Source organism: Paenibacillus sp. JT31N11, from assembly GCF_056269285.1.
This window is the reverse complement of record NZ_JBWDNQ010000013.1, coordinates 153,561-170,553: the sequence shown is the minus strand read 5'-3', so window position 1 is coordinate 170,553 and position 16,993 is coordinate 153,561. Positions and strand designations below refer to the sequence as shown.

The following is a 16,993-nucleotide window of genomic DNA, read 5'->3' as shown; positions in this document are numbered from 1 at the left end:
TGACCACCGGATGACATACGATCTTTCTGCTAACGGCGCGGCTGCGGCTGGCGATCCGGGTAATGTCCGCAAATGGAAGGAGGAGCTGACCGCTTCGCCGTACCGCTCTTATTTGTATACCTATCCCCATAAGACAGCTTACAGCGAGCTGGAACGGCCGATTCCGCTGTCAGGAATATGGAAGGACGAACCGACGGAGACGTTCTTCCTCTATATGCATATCCCGTTCTGCGGTGCGCGCTGCGGTTTTTGCAATTTGTTCACGCTGCCGGATAAACGCCAATCGGCGCATGAGCAGTATGTGGACGCGCTGGAGCGTCAGGCAAGGCAGTGGGCACCGCTTGTGAAGCATAAGCCGTTCGCAAGATTTGCCATTGGCGGCGGAACGCCTACGCTGCTTGCGCCCGCATTGCTAAAGCGCCTGTTCGCGATCGCCGGGGACACGATGGGACTCGATTCGTCTCAGGCGTCGATTTCGGTTGAAGCCTCTCCCGAGACGGTGACGGAGGAGAGGCTGCATATCCTGAAGGAAAACCGGGTTGACCGGGTCAGCATGGGAATTCAAAGCTTCGTGGAGTCTGAGGCTGCCGCGATCTACAGGCCGCAGATGCCGGAGGAAGCCGAGCGGGCCGCGGAGCTGCTGAAGCAGTTTGCGTTTCCGATTCTTAATCTTGACCTGATCTATGGATTGCCGGGGCAAACGCTCGATTCCTGGATGTATTCACTGGGGCGCGCGATTTCCTACAAACCGGAAGAGATCTTTATTTACCCGCTCTACACGCGGGAGCATACCATCGTGAAGCCGGAGCAGATCAGGCAAAGCGGCGCCGACAACCGTCTGGCCTTCTATGAAGCGGCGCGCAGCCGCCTGCTTGCCGAAGGCTATGCGCAGTATTCCATGCGCAGATTTGCCCGCAGCGGCGCGTTTGCTGGCAAATCGCTGCTGCCTTACGGCTGCCAGGAAGAAGGTATGGTCGGACTCGGCTGCGGCGCCCGCTCATACACACGGAGCGTTCACTATGCCTCGCGGTACGGCGTCAGCCGCAGTGCGACAGCGAGTATTATCGCCGATTATGTAGCTGCAGAGCGGTATGATACGGCCAATTATGGATTTGTGCTCAATGAATCCGAGCAGAAGCGCCGTTTCCTGTTAAAGGCGATTCTGCATGCGGAGGGCTTGCCGGTCGCGGATTATGCGCAGCGGTTCGGAAGTGAAGTGCTGGATGACCATCCCGAGCTGCAGCTTCTGCTGGATAGCGGATTGGGTCTTCTGCAGCATGGCATCCTGCAGCTGACGGATGAGGGCCTGGCCTACTCCGACGCCATCGGAGACTGGCTGATCTCACCGGAGGTGCGCCAGCGGATGGAAGGATTTGTTCTGGCATGAAGGCGACACTGTATTTTCGGGGCAGCCTGACCTCCTGCAATTATGACTGCCCTTATTGTCCGTTCAGCAAAAATAAGGATAATGCGCTGACCCTTGCCAAGGACCGCCGTCAGGTGGAGGAGTTTGTGGAATGGGCGGGGAATCAGAGGGGGAATGGACACCGGCTGTCGGTGTTTTTTAATCCTTATGGCGAAGCTCTCACCCACAGCTGGTACCATCGGGCGATGATTGAGCTGTCGTATATGGAGCATGTCGACAAGGTAGCCATTCAGACGAATCTGTCCGCGAAGCTGGATTGGACGGAATCGCTCAATCCGCAGAAGGCGGCCTTCTGGGCCACTTATCATCCCGGACAAACCGCGCAGATCCGGTTTGTCCAGCAGTCCGGGCAGCTTCGCAAGCGCGGTATACCGCACAGCATCGGCACGGTGGGGGTGAAGAGCGCCTTTGCGGAGATTTCGTCGCTGCGCCGCGCCATTCCATCCGACACCTATTTGTGGGTGAATGCGTTCAAGGATAAGCCGGATTATTATTCGGAGACGGATATCGCTTTCCTCACCGGAATCGATCCGCATTTTCAGCTGAACACTGTGGATTATGAGAGTGCGGGCAGAGCCTGCAATGCGGGCTATGATGTCTTTTATGTTCAGGGTGCGGGACTGGTGAAACGCTGCTATAAGGACCGTCAGGTCATCGGGCATCTATACCGCGACGGACTGGAAGGACTGTCGAAGCAGAGGAACTGCAAAATGTCATGCTGCGACTGCTATATCGGCTATATCCATATGCCGGAATTAAAGCTGGACCGGCTGTACGGCGAGAGCATCCTGGAAAGGATAGTCGTAAGCCGTCCGTAGCGAAATAGTGTGGTAACAGGAAGCTCCCCGCCGCAAGGCAGGAAAGCTTCCTGTTTCCATTCTAATACGAAGCGATGGAGCGTTTCTGTCTGATTCTTCGGGCGATTACGCCATGTCGGGGAGAGAACAGCAGGGCGATCAGGAACAGCACTCCCGCACTGCAGATCATGCATCCGGCAATGGAGGCATCCAATAGAACCGCCGCATAATAACCGGTAACGGAGCTGACGCAGCCGATCAGTACGCTGTACACGATCATTTTGCCCAGTTTATCGGTCAGCAGGTAAGCGCTCGCGGGAGGAATGACCAGCATGCCGACAACCAGGATAACACCTACGCTTTCGAAGGAAGCGACCGTGCTGACAGATACAAGACCCATCAGCAGATAATGGAACAAGGCGACGGGGATGCCTACAGCCGCTGCCATCGTGGGATCGAAGGAACAGATTTTAAACTGCTTGTAGAAGGCGGCAATGACAATGACGGTCAGAAGAAGCGCAAATCCAACGCCCCACACCGCTTTGGGACCGATATCGATGCCCCCTATTTCGATGGTGTTCCAGGGAACATAGGCGATTTCGCCGTACAGGACACAGTCCAGATCAAGATCGATCCTGCTGGTATACATGCTGACGAGAACGACTCCGACTGCGAAGAGGGCGGTGAACACGACCCCGATGGAAGCGTCGGACTGCACACCGCTCTGCTGAAACAATTGAATCAGGAAGACGGTGATCAGGCCAAGCGCCGCAGCGCCGAGCAGCATGAACAAGGAATCCCGCGATCCGCTGACCAGAAAGGCGATGACAATACCCGGAAGAACGGAGTGGCTGATGGCGTCTCCAATCATGGCCATCCGCCTGAGTACGAGAAAGCAGCCAACAATGCCGCAGGTACTGGCTACGAGCATGCCGGTGAGCAGAACCCAAAATGTGCTCATCGTTATTTGTTCCTCCCTTCCAGCCCGAGAGCGGCATCCTCGCGTCTTACTTTACCCCGTACAGCAGCAAATACCAGTAGCTTGGATATAATGCCCCTGCGGGGAGCCGCCAATAACGAAATGACGAATAATAAAGTGGCTGCAAGTACAACTAAAGGACCGGTTGGCAGCTGGTTGACATTGGCGCTGACGAAGGTGCCCGCCAGGCCGCTGAATGCGCCGAACAGACCGGCGAGGATGACCATAACGCCAAGACGCTCGGTCCAATACCTGGCGGAGACGGCAGGGGTAATGAGCAGGGCTGCCATCAGCACGACGCCCACCGCCTGAATACCGACCACCACAGCGACTACAATAAGCAGCATCAGGAACTGGTCAAGCCAGGCGACGGGGTAGCCAAGTCCCCGGGCAAAATCGGGATCGAAGCTCATCAGCTTGAATTCCTTGAACAGGAGCGAGCAGATCCCGATCAATGCGAAGGAGATCACGGTCATGGTAATGACATCGGATTGCATCATGGATGCGGCCTGGCCGAACAGGAAAGTATCGAGTCCGCTCTGGTTGCCGCTCCCGCTGTGCTGGATTCTTGTAAGCAGTACGATTCCGAAGCCGAAAAACACGGAGAGCACGATGGCCAGAGCCGCATCCTGTTTTATCCGGGTGTGGCGGGTAATATAGCTGATGCCGAAGGTAGCCAATACGCCGGCGGCTGCGGCACCGATCAGGAAGAACAGGATGGACTTCGATCCGCTTAGCATGAAAGCGATGCAAACGCCGGGAAGCGCCGCGTGAGACAAGGCATCTCCCATCAGCGCCTGCTTGCGCAAATAGGCGAAGCTGCCGATGACGCCGCTTCCCAGTCCAAGCAGCATACAGCCGAAGAGAATCCATTGGGTATTGGGATCGAGAAATATATTAAACCAATCCAGCATGTCATTCACCTCAGTTCAGCATAAGTGAAGGCTCGTCGTTCTGTTTAAGCATGGTTAACCTTCCGCCGTAGGTTTCCTGAAGCTTGTCGGCTGTGAAGGTTTCCTCGACCGGACCGTAAGCGATGATCTGTTCATTCAAAAGCATGACCGAATCAAAATATTCCTTGACGGTTGCCAGATCATGATGGACGACAAGGACGGTCTTGCCCTGATTCTTGAGCTCATTCAGCAGCGTAATGATGGCTTGCTCGGTGGCTGCATCCACCCCCACGAACGGCTCATCCATGACGTACAGCCTGGCGTCCTGCGCCAGCGCGCGGGCCAGGAAGACACGCTGCTGCTGCCCGCCTGAGAGCTGGCTGATCTGCCTGCCGGCATAATCGGTCATATCGACTTTGGCCAGACATTCCATAGCCAGCTGCCGCTCGGCTTTTCCGGGACGTCTGAACCAGCCCAGATGTCCGTAACGTCCCATCATGACCACATCCAGCGCGTTAGTTGGAAAATCCCAGTCTACCGAACCTCTCTGAGGGACATAGCCGACCAGTCTCCGCTGCTCGGAATAGGGCTTTCCATAGATGGCCACATCGCCGCTAAGACGGGGGATCAGGCCCAGCGCCGCTTTGATCAGGGTGGATTTGCCCGCTCCGTTGGGACCAACGATGCCAATCAGGCTTCCTTCGGTCACTTCAAAGGAAATGCTTCTGAGGACTGGCTTTTTCTGATATGCGACGGACATGTTATGGATAGTCAATGGCATGAGATGCATAATGGCAGATCTCCTCTACAATATTTATTTGAGCGCATTTACAATGGTTTCCACATTGTGGCGGACCATGCCGATGTAGGTGCCTTCCGCAGTGCCTTCCTCTCCCATTGCATCAGAGAACAATTGGCCTCCGTTATGAATGAGATGTCCTTTTTGACTGGCTCCTTCAATAACGGCGTCGATTGCTTTGCGGGAGACGCTGGATTCAATGAACACAGCCTTGATTTTGTTCGCCACCAAATAATCGCGCAGATCGGTCACATCCTTCGTCCCGGGCTCTGAAGCGGTGCTGATGCCCTGCAGCCCCATCACCTTAATGTTGTACGCATCCCCAAAATAGCCGAATGCGTCATGAGCCGTAACAAGCACGCGGCTTTCCTCCGGAATGGAGCTGATCTTCTCGGCCGTCTCCTGATGAAGCTGTTCCAGTTGGCTGAGATACGCATCGGCATTGGCGCGGTATGCCGCTTCGTGCCTGCCGTCATATTTGATCAAGGTATCCCGGACGGTTTCCGTGGCCTCCATCCAATGTCTGACATCAAACCAGATATGGGGATCGAACTCTGTTCCGGTCTGATTGCCGCCTCTTAGACTTGCGCGGTCAATACCGTCCGAAACAGCGACAATCGTTCGTTTCTTGGCCATTTTCTCGAGAATCTCGGTCATTTTCCCTTCCAGATGCAGGCCGTTGTAGAAGACGATATCTGCTTTATCCAGCTTGTTGATATCTCCCTGGGAGGCTTTGTACAGATGCGGGTCGACACCGGACTTCATAAGCCCTGTGACCTGGACATGCTCACCGCCTACCTGTCTGACAATATCGGCAATCATGCCGATGGTGGTCGTCACTTTCAAAGCCCCTTTCTCTCCGGATGCTGAAGTCGCCGCCGGATCGTTGCCGCCGCAAGCGGAAATGACAATGATTGTGAACAAAGCCAGCATCGTGAGTATGAGCCGCTGCAGCGCCCGTTTTAATCTTGGATTCATCCATTTCTTCATCATTCAGACTCCTTTGGTATTTTTGTGAAGAGGTGCTTCGATGATGGCGGATAGGAAGCGGGAAGGGTGTGCGGGAAAGCAATCTTCTTTCTTGTTGGCAAATAACTTTACCTGATGCAACTTTTATTCCAAAAAAAATGTCGGACCGGTTTGTTTCCTTTTCTCTATAATATTATCCTATACCAAATTAATTGCCTGTACAAAAAAAAATTGTATGTGTGCAAAAATTATGATTCTTTTTGTTTGCGAAATTCTGTTGAAAAAATTATGTTGACAGATAGCTTAAAATCATATATCTTTAATTCAAGATAATTAATTAAAAGATATCGAGGGGGTGAGGTGAGATGACAAGGAAGCTGGATGAGGAGCATCAGGCATCGCTGAAATTGTTCGTTGTTCTGTCCAAGGCCTACAGGGCTGTTATGGACAGGGCGGTGAAGGATATGAAGCAGCAGGGTCTTTCTCCTTCGGAATTTACCATTCTCGAAGTGTTGTATACCAAGGGGAGAATTCCGCTGCAGCAGATCGGGGAGAAGATTCTTGTTACCAGCGGCAGCATCACGTACAACATCGACAAGCTGGAGAAGAAGGCGCTGCTCAGACGCGTTCCGTGCGAGACGGACCGAAGAGTGATATTTGCCGAAATCACGGAATCGGGCAATAAGCTGTTTGACCGTATTTTTCCCAATCATGCCGATACCATTCATTCCGTTATGCATGCATTGTCCCTTGAAGAGAAGCAGCAAACAATTGAAATCATCAAGAAGCTGGGCAAGGGCGCTTCGGAATAAAAAGGCGTAAGGATCAAATTTTTTTTGGCTGATATCTTTAAATAAAGATAATTAAATTCAAACTATATTGGAGGCTGTTTATAATGACTGCACTTGGTTTATTACTGGTACGTTTGGTTGTCGGATTGTTGTTTGTTGGCCACGGAACCCAAAAATTGTTTGGCTGGTTTGGCGGATACGGTCCGAAAGGAACGGGAGGCTGGATGGAGTCAATCGGTATCAAGCCGGGTGTCTTGATGGCGGTGTTGGCCGGACTCATGGAGCTGATCGGCGGACTGCTTCTGGCTTCGGGTCTGTTTACACCGATTGCCGGATTGCTGATCGTTCTTGTCATGCTCGGTGCGAGTTTCAAAGTTCACATCAAGAACGGGCTGTGGATAACGGCTAACGGTTATGAGTATCCGCTGGTCCTGATATCTATCGTAGTAGCCTTAGCCTTGATCGGCGCCGGTCCTTATTCCATTGATGCTTGGATCAATTAATTCAGATCCTATTCATATTAGAGGAGTGTACGGGTCATGAATTCATTTACAGAGCTTGCTAACGCCAGAAGATCCGCTATGAAGTTTATTCCGGAAGTGAAAATCGGCAATGAGGAAATTGAGGATATTCTTCATGTCGTCAAGTCTGCTCCATCAGCATTCAATTTGCAGCATACCCGTTACCTTGTCGTCCGGGAACCCGAGTTGATAGGCGGCATCTATGAAGCAGCCAACAAGCAGTACAAGGTCAAATCGGCGTCGGCCGTTGTCATCGTGCTGGGCGATATGGACGCGTATCAGGAAATTGGGAATATTAATGAGGGACTGCTCAATCTGGGCGTAATGAACAAGCAGGAATATGACATGACGATAAACTCGGTATTGAGCTTCTATGAATCGGGCGGAGAAGTCCTCAGGCGGGATGAAGCCATCCGCAGCGCGAGTCTGTCGGCTATGCTGTTCATGCTCAGCGCCAAGGACAAGGGTTGGGACACATGCCCGATGATCGGCTTTGATCCCGGCATGCTGAAGAAGGCTCTGCAAATTCCTGATCGGTACGTGCCCGTCATGATGGTGACGATCGGCAAAGAGGACACGTCAAGACAGCGGCCGCGCGGTTACCGGAAGCCTCTTGGAGAATTTGTCAGCTACGACAGACTATAAGAAATCATTGTCTCACCTACTTAAAAAAAATCGAAAACAGGGAGCTGTTACACATGTCACTGCAAACAACCGGAATTCACCATATTACCGCCTTTGCCCGCAATCCGCAGGAAAACGTCGATTTCTATGCCGGAGTGCTGGGTTTGAGACTGGTCAAAAAAACGATAAACTTTGATGCGCCCGAGGTATATCATCTGTATTTCGGCAATGAGACGGGAAGTCCGGGCACGATCATTACTTTCTTCCCATGGCCCGCATCGCGGAAAGGCCGTGTAGGCGGCGGCCAGGTCGGAATTACGACATTTGCCGTACCAGAGGGAACGCTCGGCTTCTGGGAAGCGCGTCTGAGCAGCTTCAAAATACCGGTCACCCACGCTTCCCGGTTCGGCGAATCATTTCTTCAGTTCACCGATCACGAAGGGATGAGACTGGAGCTCGTCGAACGCAGCGAGGGAGCCGCAAGCACCTGGTCCTTCGGCGGCATACCTGCAGATCATGCGATCAAAGGCTTCGGCGGCGCTGTTCTGTTCAGCACGAATGCGGCAAAAACAATGGAGGTTCTGGAGCATGTGCTTGGTTTGGCCAGAGAAGCCGAGGATGCCGGCTATGTCCGTTTCCGGGCCGCGGGCGATACCGGCAGTGTGGTGGATATTGACAGCAGTGATCTGGAGTGGGGAGCAGGCGGTGCGGGAACCGTGCATCATATCGCATGGCGTGCGGCTGACTTTGCCCAGCACGAGGAGTGGCGCAGTGCCGTCGCAGAACATGGCTACCAGCCAACCGCCATTATTGACCGGCAGTATTTCAATGCGATTTACTTCCGCGAGAGCGGGGGCATCCTGTTCGAGATCGCAACCGATCCCCCAGGCTTTGCCAATGATGAAGAGGCTGACGCCCTGGGCCATCAATTGATGCTGCCGGAATGGCTGGAGCCCAAACGCCCGCAGATCGAAGCGAATTTACTGCCCATACAGGTGAGAGAGTTGGAGGTGAACTAAATGATGCATCATATTTTTGAGCAGGGAACGCGCCGAGATGCGCCAACATTGGTGCTTTTTCACGGAACCGGCGGCACCGAGCGTGATCTGATTCCGCTGGCCAGGCGGATTTCTCCCGAATCATCTGTGCTCAGTCTGCGGGGGAATGTGCTGGAGAATGGGATGCCAAGGTTTTTCAAACGTCTGGCGGAAGGCGTGTTTGATATTGAAGATCTGATTTTCCGGACGCAGGAGGTCAAGGCATTCCTCGATCAGTCTACCCGTCAATACGAGCTGGACCCCCGCAATCTGGTAGCCATCGGTTATTCCAACGGGGCGAATATTGCCGGCAGCCTGCTGTTTCATTATGCGGATGCTTTCAAAGGGGCTGTTCTCCACCATCCTATGGTTCCTATCAGGGATATCACACTGCCGGCTTTGCCGGGGACGCAGGTCTTTATAGGAGCGGGCAGCAATGATCCGCTTTGCTCTCCAGGCGAAACGGAAGAGCTGGAGCAGCTCCTGAGCGGTGCAGGCGCTTCGGTAACCCTGCACTGGGAGCGCGCCGGACATCAGCTGACGGCATCCGAGGTTGATGCCGCCGCCGCATGGTTCAAGGAGAAATTCGGGCAGCAATAAAGGTAAAATTCCCTTGACTTAAATTGTGAATCAGATTACTCTGTAATTCAGAGTGATCTGATTTTTTATTTTATAGGAGGCTGGTGTCTTGCAAAACGCTGTTGAGCTCCATCAGGTTCACAAACAATATGGTTCTCATCTCGCCGTTCACGACATGACATTGCATATCCGCATAGGTGAGGTCTTCGGAATTGTAGGGCCCAACGGGGCCGGAAAAACAACCTTGATTGAAATGATCGAGGGGCTTCGAACAGCCGACAGCGGAGATATTATCGTGCTGGGCCTGGATGTGCGCAAGCAAGCCAAGGCGATCAAACAGCGGATCGGCGTTCTGCTGCAGTCTACCTCTATCCCGGACAAAGCCAGGGTAGGTGAAGTGCTCGCTCTATTCTCTTCCTTCTATCCGAGCCCCATGGATCGGGGGCAGCTCAGCCGGTTTCTGAACCTGGAGGATAAAATGAATGAGGCGGTTAAGTCCTTGTCTGGCGGATGGAAGCAGCGGGTATCGCTGGCGCTGGCGCTGATCAATAATCCGGACATTGTCTTTCTCGATGAGCCAAGCATGGGACTGGATCCCAATGCCAGAAATGAAATGTGGGCCATGATTCACCGGATGAAGGAGGAAGGCCGCACGATTGTGGTAACGACACATTACATGGAGGAAGCGCAGTCGCTGTGCGACAGGGTCGCGGTTATTAATCAGGGTCGTCTGATTGCCGTCAATACCCCCCGAAAACTGATTGCCACGCTTGGCGGAACGAAGCGGATCAGCTTCAAAGCCGCCAATCAAATGAGCAAAGAGGCTCTTGAAGCATTGATGGGCGTTGTCAGCCTGGAATGGGGCAGCGATTATGTTGGTCTGAATTCGAATGACTTGGATCATACGCTTAAAGGACTGTTTCAGCTGGCTGCCGATGAGGGCTGGACCGTCAGCGAGCTCAGGCTCGAGGACGGCTCGATGAATGAGGTTTTCACCCAATTAACCGACCAAGGGAAGAAGGTGTCCGTATGAATGCAGTGCTGAGACTGATTTCATTCGATTTTCGGCTGTACCTGAGGGATTGGCTGACGATTTTCTGGGTGCTGGTCTATCCTGTGCTCATGCTGGTTATCTTCGGCTCCATGTTCGGCAATCAACCGGGACTTACCGAGGGCAGCCGGTATATAGATTTCTATGTGCCTGCGCTTTGCGCTATGAATGTTCTCTCCGTCTCCGTCTTTACGCTCAATATCAACATCCTCATGCAGCGGGAGAAGGGAATTCTCCGGCGGTACCGGGTAAGTCCAATCGCAGCCCCTGCCGTTCTTGCCTCACATGCCGTACAGGGAGTTTTCCTGATAGTGGCAGGGGCTCTGGAAATCATTATTATTGCCAAGCTCATATGGGGAATAGCCGTATCATGGCCCGCCCTGCTGCTCTTGCTGGTTTGTCTGCTGTTTGGCTGCATCGGCTTTTTCAGTCTGGGGTTTGCCCTGTCGGGGCTTACCAATACGCCTGGTGCGGCAAGCGGCATCGCGATGGTCTTCTTTTTCCCGATGCTCTTCTTATCCGGGATCGCAATGCCTCTGGATATCTTTCCGGCATTCATGCAGCGAATCAGCGACTGGATCCCCATGACTTATTTCGTCCAGCTGGTCCAGGGTGTCTGGCATGGTCAGGGTCTGTCCGCTTTTGGGATGGAGTTTGCCGTGATGGGCGGATTTGCACTCGTTATGGTCATACTTGCCTTTCTGCTGTTTAGATGGGAAAATTAACGGATGAAATGATTTTCACGAAAAAAGCTTCAAGCAGGGGAGTTGTAGCAATGGCCTCACACGAGCCGCAGCAGGCATTACAGGATATTGATTTTATTAAACGGCTGATTGCGAGAAACCAGAGCAAGCTCGCCAGTTCCATACCGTATATGTTCATATGGGGCACCTATCTGATGATCGGTTTTATCGGCATGCAGTTCAATCAGACGTGGTGGCCGATATGGTATTGGTCGATTGCAGCCGTCCTCGGCGGGCTCCTGTCCGCGTTGACAGGGATCCGGCAGTCCCGGAGAGGACTGTTTGCGAAGGATGGAGGCGCTATCGGTTGGATGTTCTGGCTGCCTTTTCTCGTTATCCTGGCAGCCGGTTCTTTCATGATGGCGGCGGATATCATTCGCATGGAGTATGCGGCCTTCTTCTGGTTCATGCTCGTCGGGATCGCCTATGTTTCGATGGGGCCGCTGGCGGGAAAAGGCCCCGTCATGCTTGGAATCTGGTTCGTTGTGCTGTCCATGCTGACCCGGCTGTTTCTGGTGGATTACCAGTATCTCGTGTTCGGATTATTGGGCGGAGGGAGTATTCTCGCAACCGGATTCATCCTGCAGCAGCGGAGGAGGAAGCATGGGTGAGAATATACTGGGAGCGATTGACGAGACGATTCATGCCAAGGTGCGTCTGGGCATTATGAGCCTGCTCACGGTCCATGGGGAGTGCGATTTTGTATTCCTGCGCAATGAGCTGCAGCTGACCGAGGGGAATCTGGGCAATCATATCCGGGTGCTGGAGGAAGCGGGCTATATTGAAGTGACCAAAACCTTTGTCGGCAAACGTCCCAAGACCAGCTGCAAATCAACCGATCTCGGGACCGGAATGTTCCAGCAGTATCTGGAGGGTCTGGAGAAGATCATCCGTATGGCGCAATCCGGCAAGACGGAGCTGTGAATAGGAAGGAAACAGGAATAAATAATCCGGGATAAAGCGTTTTCATTTTTCATATAGTAAGATAAAATGGAGATTACAGGAGTGAGCAAGCCGGCAGACCAGCCAGCGGGATGGACAAATTTTATATAGGGAGAGGAAATCGATGAGAATTGTAGTCGAACAGCCTGCAGCCCAGTGGTACAAGAGAGAAATGGCTCTAACCGAGGGTGACTTCTTGAAATTGTTTGTTCGTCTTGGCGGCAGCGGGAGCGTCCAGCCTGGCTTCTCGCTTGGCGTAACCCGGGATACCCCAAGGAATCTTGGGCTTCATTATTCAGTGGAGGGCATCATTTTCTATATGGAAGAAGACAATCTCTGGTACCTCGACAATAAGGAGCTGCACATTAGCTATGATGAGCAGCAGGATGATATCCGGATTGAAATCCAGTGATTCACCACCCGTCATAAATAAAATTTGCTGAACATATAGATGATGTTGGGAGACGTAAATGAAGGAAGAAGCACAGCTTGAGCTGTCAGAGGACGGCTTGGAGCCATTTTTTCTTTGAGAGGAGAAGCCGGCATCGAAGGAGCATTACCGTAAGCAATGGAGGGAATGAAATGAGTCTGGAACTGCTCATTCAGCTACTCGTGCTTGTCGTAATGATGATCGGGCTGGCCGACAAATCAGGGAAATCCTAACGGAAGAGGAGAGCCGGAATGCACGGGCAAGAGTGTGCTTTCCGGTTCTTTTTACTGTGGCGCTTGACGGTATTTTTTTTGTGCCTAAGGTACATTAAAGTGCGTACTTCAACTATTCCGCCAATCTTGTCATACTGATAGTAAATCTTATTTTGTATGTACAATATTTCAATAACAAAGGAGAAGGAATAATGGCAAAGTCTACCTGGGTTATCGACGCGCCGCACAGCAGTCTGGATTTCTCGATTCGTCACTTGATGGTGAGCAATGTGAAAGGCGCCTTTCATAATTTCTCGGCCAAGGTGGTCGCTGATCCAGAGGATTTGACAACGGCAGAAATCGAATTTGTTATTGATCTTGAAAGTGTGGATACCCGCAATAAAGACCGTGACGAGCATTTGCGCAACGCCGATTTCTTCGATGTTGAGCAATACCCGCAGATGCTGTTCAGGGCAACAAGCATCACAAGAGTCCAGGGCAATGAGTACGACGTGACGGGCGATGTCACCCTGCATGGCATTACCCGCTCCGAAACCTTCTCGGTTACCTTCGAAGGCATGGAGAAGGATCCATGGGGAAATGTCAAATCAGGCTTCAGCGGCAAAGGGGTGCTGAACCGCAGCGATTATGGATTAACCTATAATGCCATTCTTGAGACAGGCGGCATCATGGTCGGAGACCAGGTGAAGATTTTCATTGAGATTGAGGCGGCACAGCAGGCGTAATTTATTTCATCGTATAACATAAGCGGGCAATGCAGCCGTCATATAATTCCAGACGAAGCCACGGATCTATTATCCGCGGCTTTTTGGTCTTGGGTCAATCAGCTCTCACCGCTCACAATCATTTTGCCTCGAATTCATGAACAGCCTCTATTCATATTTGATTTTTGCTGATAATATATCATTTCTAAACCTGTACTTTACTATATCTTGCGGGGGGTTGGACACCAGTGACATCAGAGCCTGCCTTGACTGTTCTTATTGTCGATGACGAGCTGCCGCTGCGGGAGGAATTGCGGTTATTTCCATGGCAGGATTATGGAGCAGAGCTGATCGGCGAAGCCGAAAATGGCGCAGAAGCGCTGCAGATGTGCGGCGGGATGCAGCCGGATGTAGTGATTACGGATATCACGATGCCGGTCATGGACGGTCTGGAGCTGTGCCGGAGCATACGCAGCCAATATCCGCTCACACAGATTGTACTGCTGACCTGCCACATTGAATTTGAGTATGCCAGAGAAGCGCTCAAGCTGGGGGCGCTTGATTATCTTATCAAGGTGGCTCTGGAGGATGAGGAAATGCGTGAGGTGCTCGATAAGGCGCGGGAGGCGATCCGCCGCGAACGGGTAAACCGCCGCAGCGAGCGGTACGGCAAACGGATCGAGCTCTCCAGGCTGCTGGCCAAGCTGGTGAAGGAAGGCGGCAGCGGGGAGAATCTGGTTCAGCGGCTTGCAGCTGTCACGGCGGCATCTGAAAGCGCTTCCGATCCAGATGGTTCTTCTCTTTCAGCAGCGAGGCTGCATGCTGTATGCAAGCCGGAATACCGTTACGAGGTTGCCGTCGCCTTGAATGAGACGCTGGATGACCAACGGCTAATAACGGCGCTGCCATTCGATTGGACTCCGCTTGGAGAAACGGACTATATGCTCTGGTTCAGAGCTGCCGGTAATAGCGAAGCGGCCCAGGCTCAAATCAAGCCGGCAGCCGGGAAGCTGATGACGGCACTGCAGCAAGGGCTGGACCGGAAGCTGCCCTATCTTAGCGGGGAAGTCAAGCTCTTCACCTTGCTTGGAGGCTCTGCTGCCGATAATACGGAGCTGCTTGCCGCGCTTAAGCGAACGGAGCCTGGTCCATCGCTTGCTTATTTTCATAATTCAGGCGAAGTGGTGGCAGACCCGTCAGCCGCAGCCGGCGCTTGGGCAATGGATGAGAACGGGGCAGGCGAGCCGCGGAAACGCCGCAAAGAGGTGCTGCTGGCCATGGAGCTTATGGCCCGGGATCTTGCAGAGCCGCTAACCTTGACTTCCGTGGCGGCGGAGGTGGGCCTTAGCTCCTTTTATCTGAGCCGCTTGTTCAAGGAAGAAACCGGCGAGGCCTTTAACGATTATTTGACCCGCCTGCGGATTGATCAGGCGATCCGTCTGCTGAAGACAACCACGCTTAAGGTCTATGAGGTGGCCGAGCGTGTCGGTATCCCCAGCTACCGCTATTTCTCCGTCGTCTTTCGGGGAATAACGGGCGTCTCTCCCACCGAATTCAAGAAAGGATGATGCGAATTGCCGAGATGGACGCTGAATGTCAGCAGCTGGAGTATCGCCTTGAAGCATTTTCTGTTTCTGTTCATCGGCACTCTGCTGCTTTTTGGCCTGCTCGCCTGGCTGAACCTGAAGGACGCCGAGCAGCTGTTCCGCAAACAGGTGGTCAGCGACTCGGAAATTATTATCGACCGCACCAATCTGTATTTGAACGCTTATCTCGACAATGTGCAGAGCATCCTGCTGATGCTCCGCGAACGCCCCGACCTCCTGGACGAGGATAAAGAAGGGGAAGCGATTGAGCTGCTGCGCCAGTATGCCGGCCAGAACAGCACCTTGTACCGGACGCTGTACCTGGTGCGCGAGGATGGAAGGGTGGTATCCAATACGCAGGTGAACTTCGAAATTATGGGCAACCCCATTCTGGGCAGTCTGCTGGAGCAGGCCAGAAGCAGCTATGGCGTGTTCATTACGGAGCCCTACGATTCGCCGCTTTCCGGCCGGACCGTCGCTTTCGTGCTTCCCATTGCCGGCGGCGACCGCAGCTTTAAAGGGATGGCGGTTGTGGAGGTCGATTTGAACAAGCTGACGGGGCTGCTGGCTACCTTCATGAATACGAAGAATCAGACCTTTGCCATTATTACCAGCAAGGGCAATGCCGTGCAATCCTTTGATGCCAGCCTGCCGCTCAGCTTCTACCGTCTGCTGCCTTACCACACGAACGTATTCCCGCCCAGCCTGGACAGCGGTTTCTTAAGCGAAATGGCCAACCTCAAGGTGGGCGTATCGCAGCTTAACGGGCCAACCGGCAAGCTGGTGGCGGTCAAAGCCGGAGTGAACCGGCTGGGCTGGCATTTCATCGCTTTCTATGAGAACAGCTATTTCTATCAAAATATTACGATGCTGTACCGCAATTACGGCAATGTCGCCGTGATCTGGTTTGTGCTGCTGCTGTTCGGCTCCTACCTGATGAGCCGTTATTTTGCTTATCCGATCCGCACGCTTGCAGCCAAAATGAACCGTGTGCGTGAAGTGGAAATTCTCTCGGCGATCACCGTCAACCGCAGCGACGAGATCGGCATGCTGGCCAAAAGCTATAACGCCATGATGGAGCGCATCCAGCATCTGGTTCATGAAATCAAGGAAGCGGAATCCCACAAGCTGCAGCTGGAGCTAAAGATGCTGCAAAGCCAGATCGCTCCTCATTTCCTGTACAATACGCTGGCCTGCATCAGCAGTCTTGCCAAGCAGCAGAAGACCGATGCCGTCCGCGAGACGATCAAATCGTTGGTCGGTTTGTTGTCGTTCAGCTTCGATAAGCAAAGCGAGTTCGTCACGCTGAAGGAGGAGCTGGACGGGCTGATGATGTATGTCCACATCCAGCAGGTGAGGTATGGCGACAAATTCTCGCTTGAGCTGGATACGGATCCGGCCGCGCTCCGCTGCACGGTGCTGAAGCTGACGCTGCAGCCGCTTGTGGAGAATGCGATTTTCCACGGTATCGCGCCGCAGAGGCGCAAAGGAAGGATAACCATCCGCACAAAGCTGGTTCGCGGCAAGCTTGTTTTCATCATCCGGGACGATGGCGTGGGCATGGACAAGCATCAGCTTGAGACGATTTTCTCCGAGAGGCGCACGCCTCCGAGCAAGGACCGTTTTACGGGTATCGGCATTATGAATGTGCATGAAAGAATCCGTCTGCACTACGGGCAGCCGTACGGACTAAGGGTGTTCAGTCTGCCGATGAAGGGCATGCTGGTCCGCGTGGAGCTGCCTGCGGTCAAACCCGATGAATTTCCGTCTGATTCGTAAGCGGTTGCAAGAATTGGAACAGTTTCGCATAATCACTGCATAGAACGGCTAATCCGGGCTTGCTATACTGAAATCACGCAAAATGTAAGCGCACACATCTTACAGTGAGG

General features: G+C 53.0%; 20 protein-coding genes. 16 read left to right on the top strand and 4 right to left on the bottom strand.

All coding sequences use genetic code 11. The features are described 5' to 3' along the window. The first annotated feature begins 10 nt into the window (after window positions 1-10). Both AC0YNV_RS31475 and AC0YNV_RS31470 read left to right on the top strand, forming a co-directional pair. On the top strand, window positions 11-1,387 hold the full coding sequence (locus tag AC0YNV_RS31475; RefSeq protein WP_475771540.1) for an STM4012 family radical SAM protein: 1,377 nt from the start codon (window positions 11-13) through the stop codon (window positions 1,385-1,387). Next, window positions 1,384-2,244 carry an STM4011 family radical SAM protein gene (locus tag AC0YNV_RS31470; protein WP_475771539.1) on the top strand — a complete coding sequence of 287 codons (861 nt, stop codon included), beginning with the start codon at window positions 1,384-1,386 and terminating at the stop codon, window positions 2,242-2,244. The genes AC0YNV_RS31475 and AC0YNV_RS31470 overlap by 4 nt, the downstream gene beginning before the upstream one ends. Window positions 2,245-2,305: 61 nt before the next feature. Here the strand turns inward: AC0YNV_RS31470 and AC0YNV_RS31465 are convergent, their stop codons facing one another. The 4 genes from AC0YNV_RS31465 to AC0YNV_RS31450 are packed head-to-tail and all read right to left on the bottom strand — an operon-like array spanning window position 2,306 to window position 5,872. Further along, on the bottom strand, window positions 2,306-3,184 hold the full coding sequence (locus tag AC0YNV_RS31465) for a metal ABC transporter permease (protein ID WP_475771538.1): 879 nt from the start codon (window positions 3,182-3,184) through the stop codon (window positions 2,306-2,308). Window positions 3,185-3,186: 2 nt separating this feature from the next. Continuing rightward, window positions 3,187-4,116 carry a metal ABC transporter permease gene (locus AC0YNV_RS31460; RefSeq protein ID WP_475771537.1) on the bottom strand — a complete coding sequence of 310 codons (930 nt, stop codon included), beginning with the start codon at window positions 4,114-4,116 and terminating at the stop codon, window positions 3,187-3,189. Window positions 4,117-4,126: 10 nt separating this feature from the next. Then, on the bottom strand, window positions 4,127-4,885 hold the full coding sequence (locus AC0YNV_RS31455; RefSeq protein ID WP_475771536.1) for a metal ABC transporter ATP-binding protein: 759 nt from the start codon (window positions 4,883-4,885) through the stop codon (window positions 4,127-4,129). A gap of 24 nt (window positions 4,886-4,909) precedes the next feature. After that, entirely contained in the window at window positions 4,910-5,872 is a 963-nt protein-coding gene (locus tag AC0YNV_RS31450; RefSeq protein WP_475771590.1) for a metal ABC transporter solute-binding protein, Zn/Mn family, read from the bottom strand. Between the two features lie 356 nt (window positions 5,873-6,228). On the opposite strand from AC0YNV_RS31450, the gene AC0YNV_RS31445 reads away from it, so the two are divergent. From AC0YNV_RS31445 to AC0YNV_RS31380, 14 genes are all read left to right on the top strand, one after another. Next, window positions 6,229-6,675: a MarR family winged helix-turn-helix transcriptional regulator gene (locus AC0YNV_RS31445; RefSeq protein WP_475771535.1), complete on the top strand. Its 447-nt coding sequence runs from the start codon at window positions 6,229-6,231 to the stop codon at window positions 6,673-6,675. 83 nt (window positions 6,676-6,758) lie between these two features. Continuing rightward, on the top strand, window positions 6,759-7,157 hold the full coding sequence (locus AC0YNV_RS31440) for a DoxX family protein (RefSeq protein ID WP_475771534.1): 399 nt from the start codon (window positions 6,759-6,761) through the stop codon (window positions 7,155-7,157). A gap of 36 nt (window positions 7,158-7,193) precedes the next feature. Next, the gene (locus AC0YNV_RS31435; RefSeq protein WP_475771533.1) at window positions 7,194-7,820 is read left to right on the top strand and encodes a nitroreductase family protein; all 627 of its coding nucleotides are present in this window, start codon (window positions 7,194-7,196) and stop codon (window positions 7,818-7,820) included. Between the two features lie 53 nt (window positions 7,821-7,873). Continuing rightward, a complete protein-coding gene (locus AC0YNV_RS31430; RefSeq protein ID WP_475771532.1) occupies window positions 7,874-8,818 on the top strand; it encodes a ring-cleaving dioxygenase in 945 nt (314 codons plus the stop codon). A 3-nt stretch (window positions 8,819-8,821) separates the two neighbouring features. Further along, a complete protein-coding gene (locus AC0YNV_RS31425; RefSeq protein ID WP_475771589.1) occupies window positions 8,822-9,436 on the top strand; it encodes an alpha/beta hydrolase in 615 nt (204 codons plus the stop codon). A gap of 88 nt (window positions 9,437-9,524) precedes the next feature. Then, window positions 9,525-10,448 (top strand): ABC transporter ATP-binding protein, encoded by a 924-nt coding sequence (locus AC0YNV_RS31420; protein ID WP_475771531.1) that lies wholly within the window; start codon window positions 9,525-9,527, stop codon window positions 10,446-10,448. Further along, entirely contained in the window at window positions 10,445-11,191 is a 747-nt protein-coding gene (locus AC0YNV_RS31415; RefSeq protein ID WP_475771530.1) for an ABC transporter permease, read from the top strand. The genes AC0YNV_RS31420 and AC0YNV_RS31415 overlap by 4 nt, the downstream gene beginning before the upstream one ends. A 50-nt stretch (window positions 11,192-11,241) precedes the next feature. Beyond that, window positions 11,242-11,820 carry a hypothetical protein gene (locus tag AC0YNV_RS31410; protein ID WP_475771529.1) on the top strand — a complete coding sequence of 193 codons (579 nt, stop codon included), beginning with the start codon at window positions 11,242-11,244 and terminating at the stop codon, window positions 11,818-11,820. After that, a complete protein-coding gene (locus AC0YNV_RS31405) occupies window positions 11,813-12,133 on the top strand; it encodes a winged helix-turn-helix domain-containing protein (protein ID WP_475771528.1) in 321 nt (106 codons plus the stop codon). The genes AC0YNV_RS31410 and AC0YNV_RS31405 overlap by 8 nt, the downstream gene beginning before the upstream one ends. 142 nt (window positions 12,134-12,275) lie before the next feature. Further along, window positions 12,276-12,563, top strand: coding sequence for a HesB/YadR/YfhF family protein (locus AC0YNV_RS31400; RefSeq protein ID WP_210039873.1), 288 nt, complete (start codon window positions 12,276-12,278; stop codon window positions 12,561-12,563). A gap of 77 nt (window positions 12,564-12,640) precedes the next feature. Continuing rightward, on the top strand, window positions 12,641-12,814 hold the full coding sequence (locus AC0YNV_RS31395; protein WP_475771527.1) for a hypothetical protein: 174 nt from the start codon (window positions 12,641-12,643) through the stop codon (window positions 12,812-12,814). 191 nt (window positions 12,815-13,005) lie between these two features. Then, window positions 13,006-13,539, top strand: coding sequence for a YceI family protein (locus tag AC0YNV_RS31390; protein WP_475771526.1), 534 nt, complete (start codon window positions 13,006-13,008; stop codon window positions 13,537-13,539). A gap of 227 nt (window positions 13,540-13,766) precedes the next feature. Next, complete coding sequence (locus tag AC0YNV_RS31385) at window positions 13,767-15,086, top strand: response regulator transcription factor (RefSeq protein ID WP_475771525.1); 1,320 nt, start codon at window positions 13,767-13,769, stop codon at window positions 15,084-15,086. 6 nt (window positions 15,087-15,092) lie between these two features. Beyond that, window positions 15,093-16,883: a sensor histidine kinase gene (locus tag AC0YNV_RS31380; protein WP_475771524.1), complete on the top strand. Its 1,791-nt coding sequence runs from the start codon at window positions 15,093-15,095 to the stop codon at window positions 16,881-16,883. Window positions 16,884-16,993 lie beyond the last annotated feature (110 nt).

Coding starts and splice junctions, on each gene's coding strand:
- AC0YNV_RS31440 (WP_475771534.1), top strand. CDS start 6,759: ATGACTGCACTTGGTTTATTACTGGTACGTTTGGTTGTCGGATTGTTG.
- AC0YNV_RS31470 (WP_475771539.1), top strand. CDS start 1,384: ATGAAGGCGACACTGTATTTTCGGGGCAGCCTGACCTCCTGCAATTAT.
- AC0YNV_RS31445 (WP_475771535.1), top strand. CDS start 6,229: ATGACAAGGAAGCTGGATGAGGAGCATCAGGCATCGCTGAAATTGTTC.
- AC0YNV_RS31390 (WP_475771526.1), top strand. CDS start 13,006: ATGGCAAAGTCTACCTGGGTTATCGACGCGCCGCACAGCAGTCTGGAT.
- AC0YNV_RS31455 (WP_475771536.1), bottom strand. CDS start 4,885: ATGCATCTCATGCCATTGACTATCCATAACATGTCCGTCGCATATCAG.
- AC0YNV_RS31435 (WP_475771533.1), top strand. CDS start 7,194: ATGAATTCATTTACAGAGCTTGCTAACGCCAGAAGATCCGCTATGAAG.
- AC0YNV_RS31450 (WP_475771590.1), bottom strand. CDS start 5,872: ATGAATCCAAGATTAAAACGGGCGCTGCAGCGGCTCATACTCACGATG.
- AC0YNV_RS31475 (WP_475771540.1), top strand. CDS start 11: ATGACATACGATCTTTCTGCTAACGGCGCGGCTGCGGCTGGCGATCCG.
- AC0YNV_RS31460 (WP_475771537.1), bottom strand. CDS start 4,116: ATGCTGGATTGGTTTAATATATTTCTCGATCCCAATACCCAATGGATT.
- AC0YNV_RS31415 (WP_475771530.1), top strand. CDS start 10,445: ATGAATGCAGTGCTGAGACTGATTTCATTCGATTTTCGGCTGTACCTG.
- AC0YNV_RS31405 (WP_475771528.1), top strand. CDS start 11,813: ATGGGTGAGAATATACTGGGAGCGATTGACGAGACGATTCATGCCAAG.
- AC0YNV_RS31425 (WP_475771589.1), top strand. CDS start 8,822: ATGCATCATATTTTTGAGCAGGGAACGCGCCGAGATGCGCCAACATTG.
- AC0YNV_RS31430 (WP_475771532.1), top strand. CDS start 7,874: ATGTCACTGCAAACAACCGGAATTCACCATATTACCGCCTTTGCCCGC.
- AC0YNV_RS31410 (WP_475771529.1), top strand. CDS start 11,242: ATGGCCTCACACGAGCCGCAGCAGGCATTACAGGATATTGATTTTATT.
- AC0YNV_RS31400 (WP_210039873.1), top strand. CDS start 12,276: ATGAGAATTGTAGTCGAACAGCCTGCAGCCCAGTGGTACAAGAGAGAA.
- AC0YNV_RS31465 (WP_475771538.1), bottom strand. CDS start 3,184: ATGAGCACATTTTGGGTTCTGCTCACCGGCATGCTCGTAGCCAGTACC.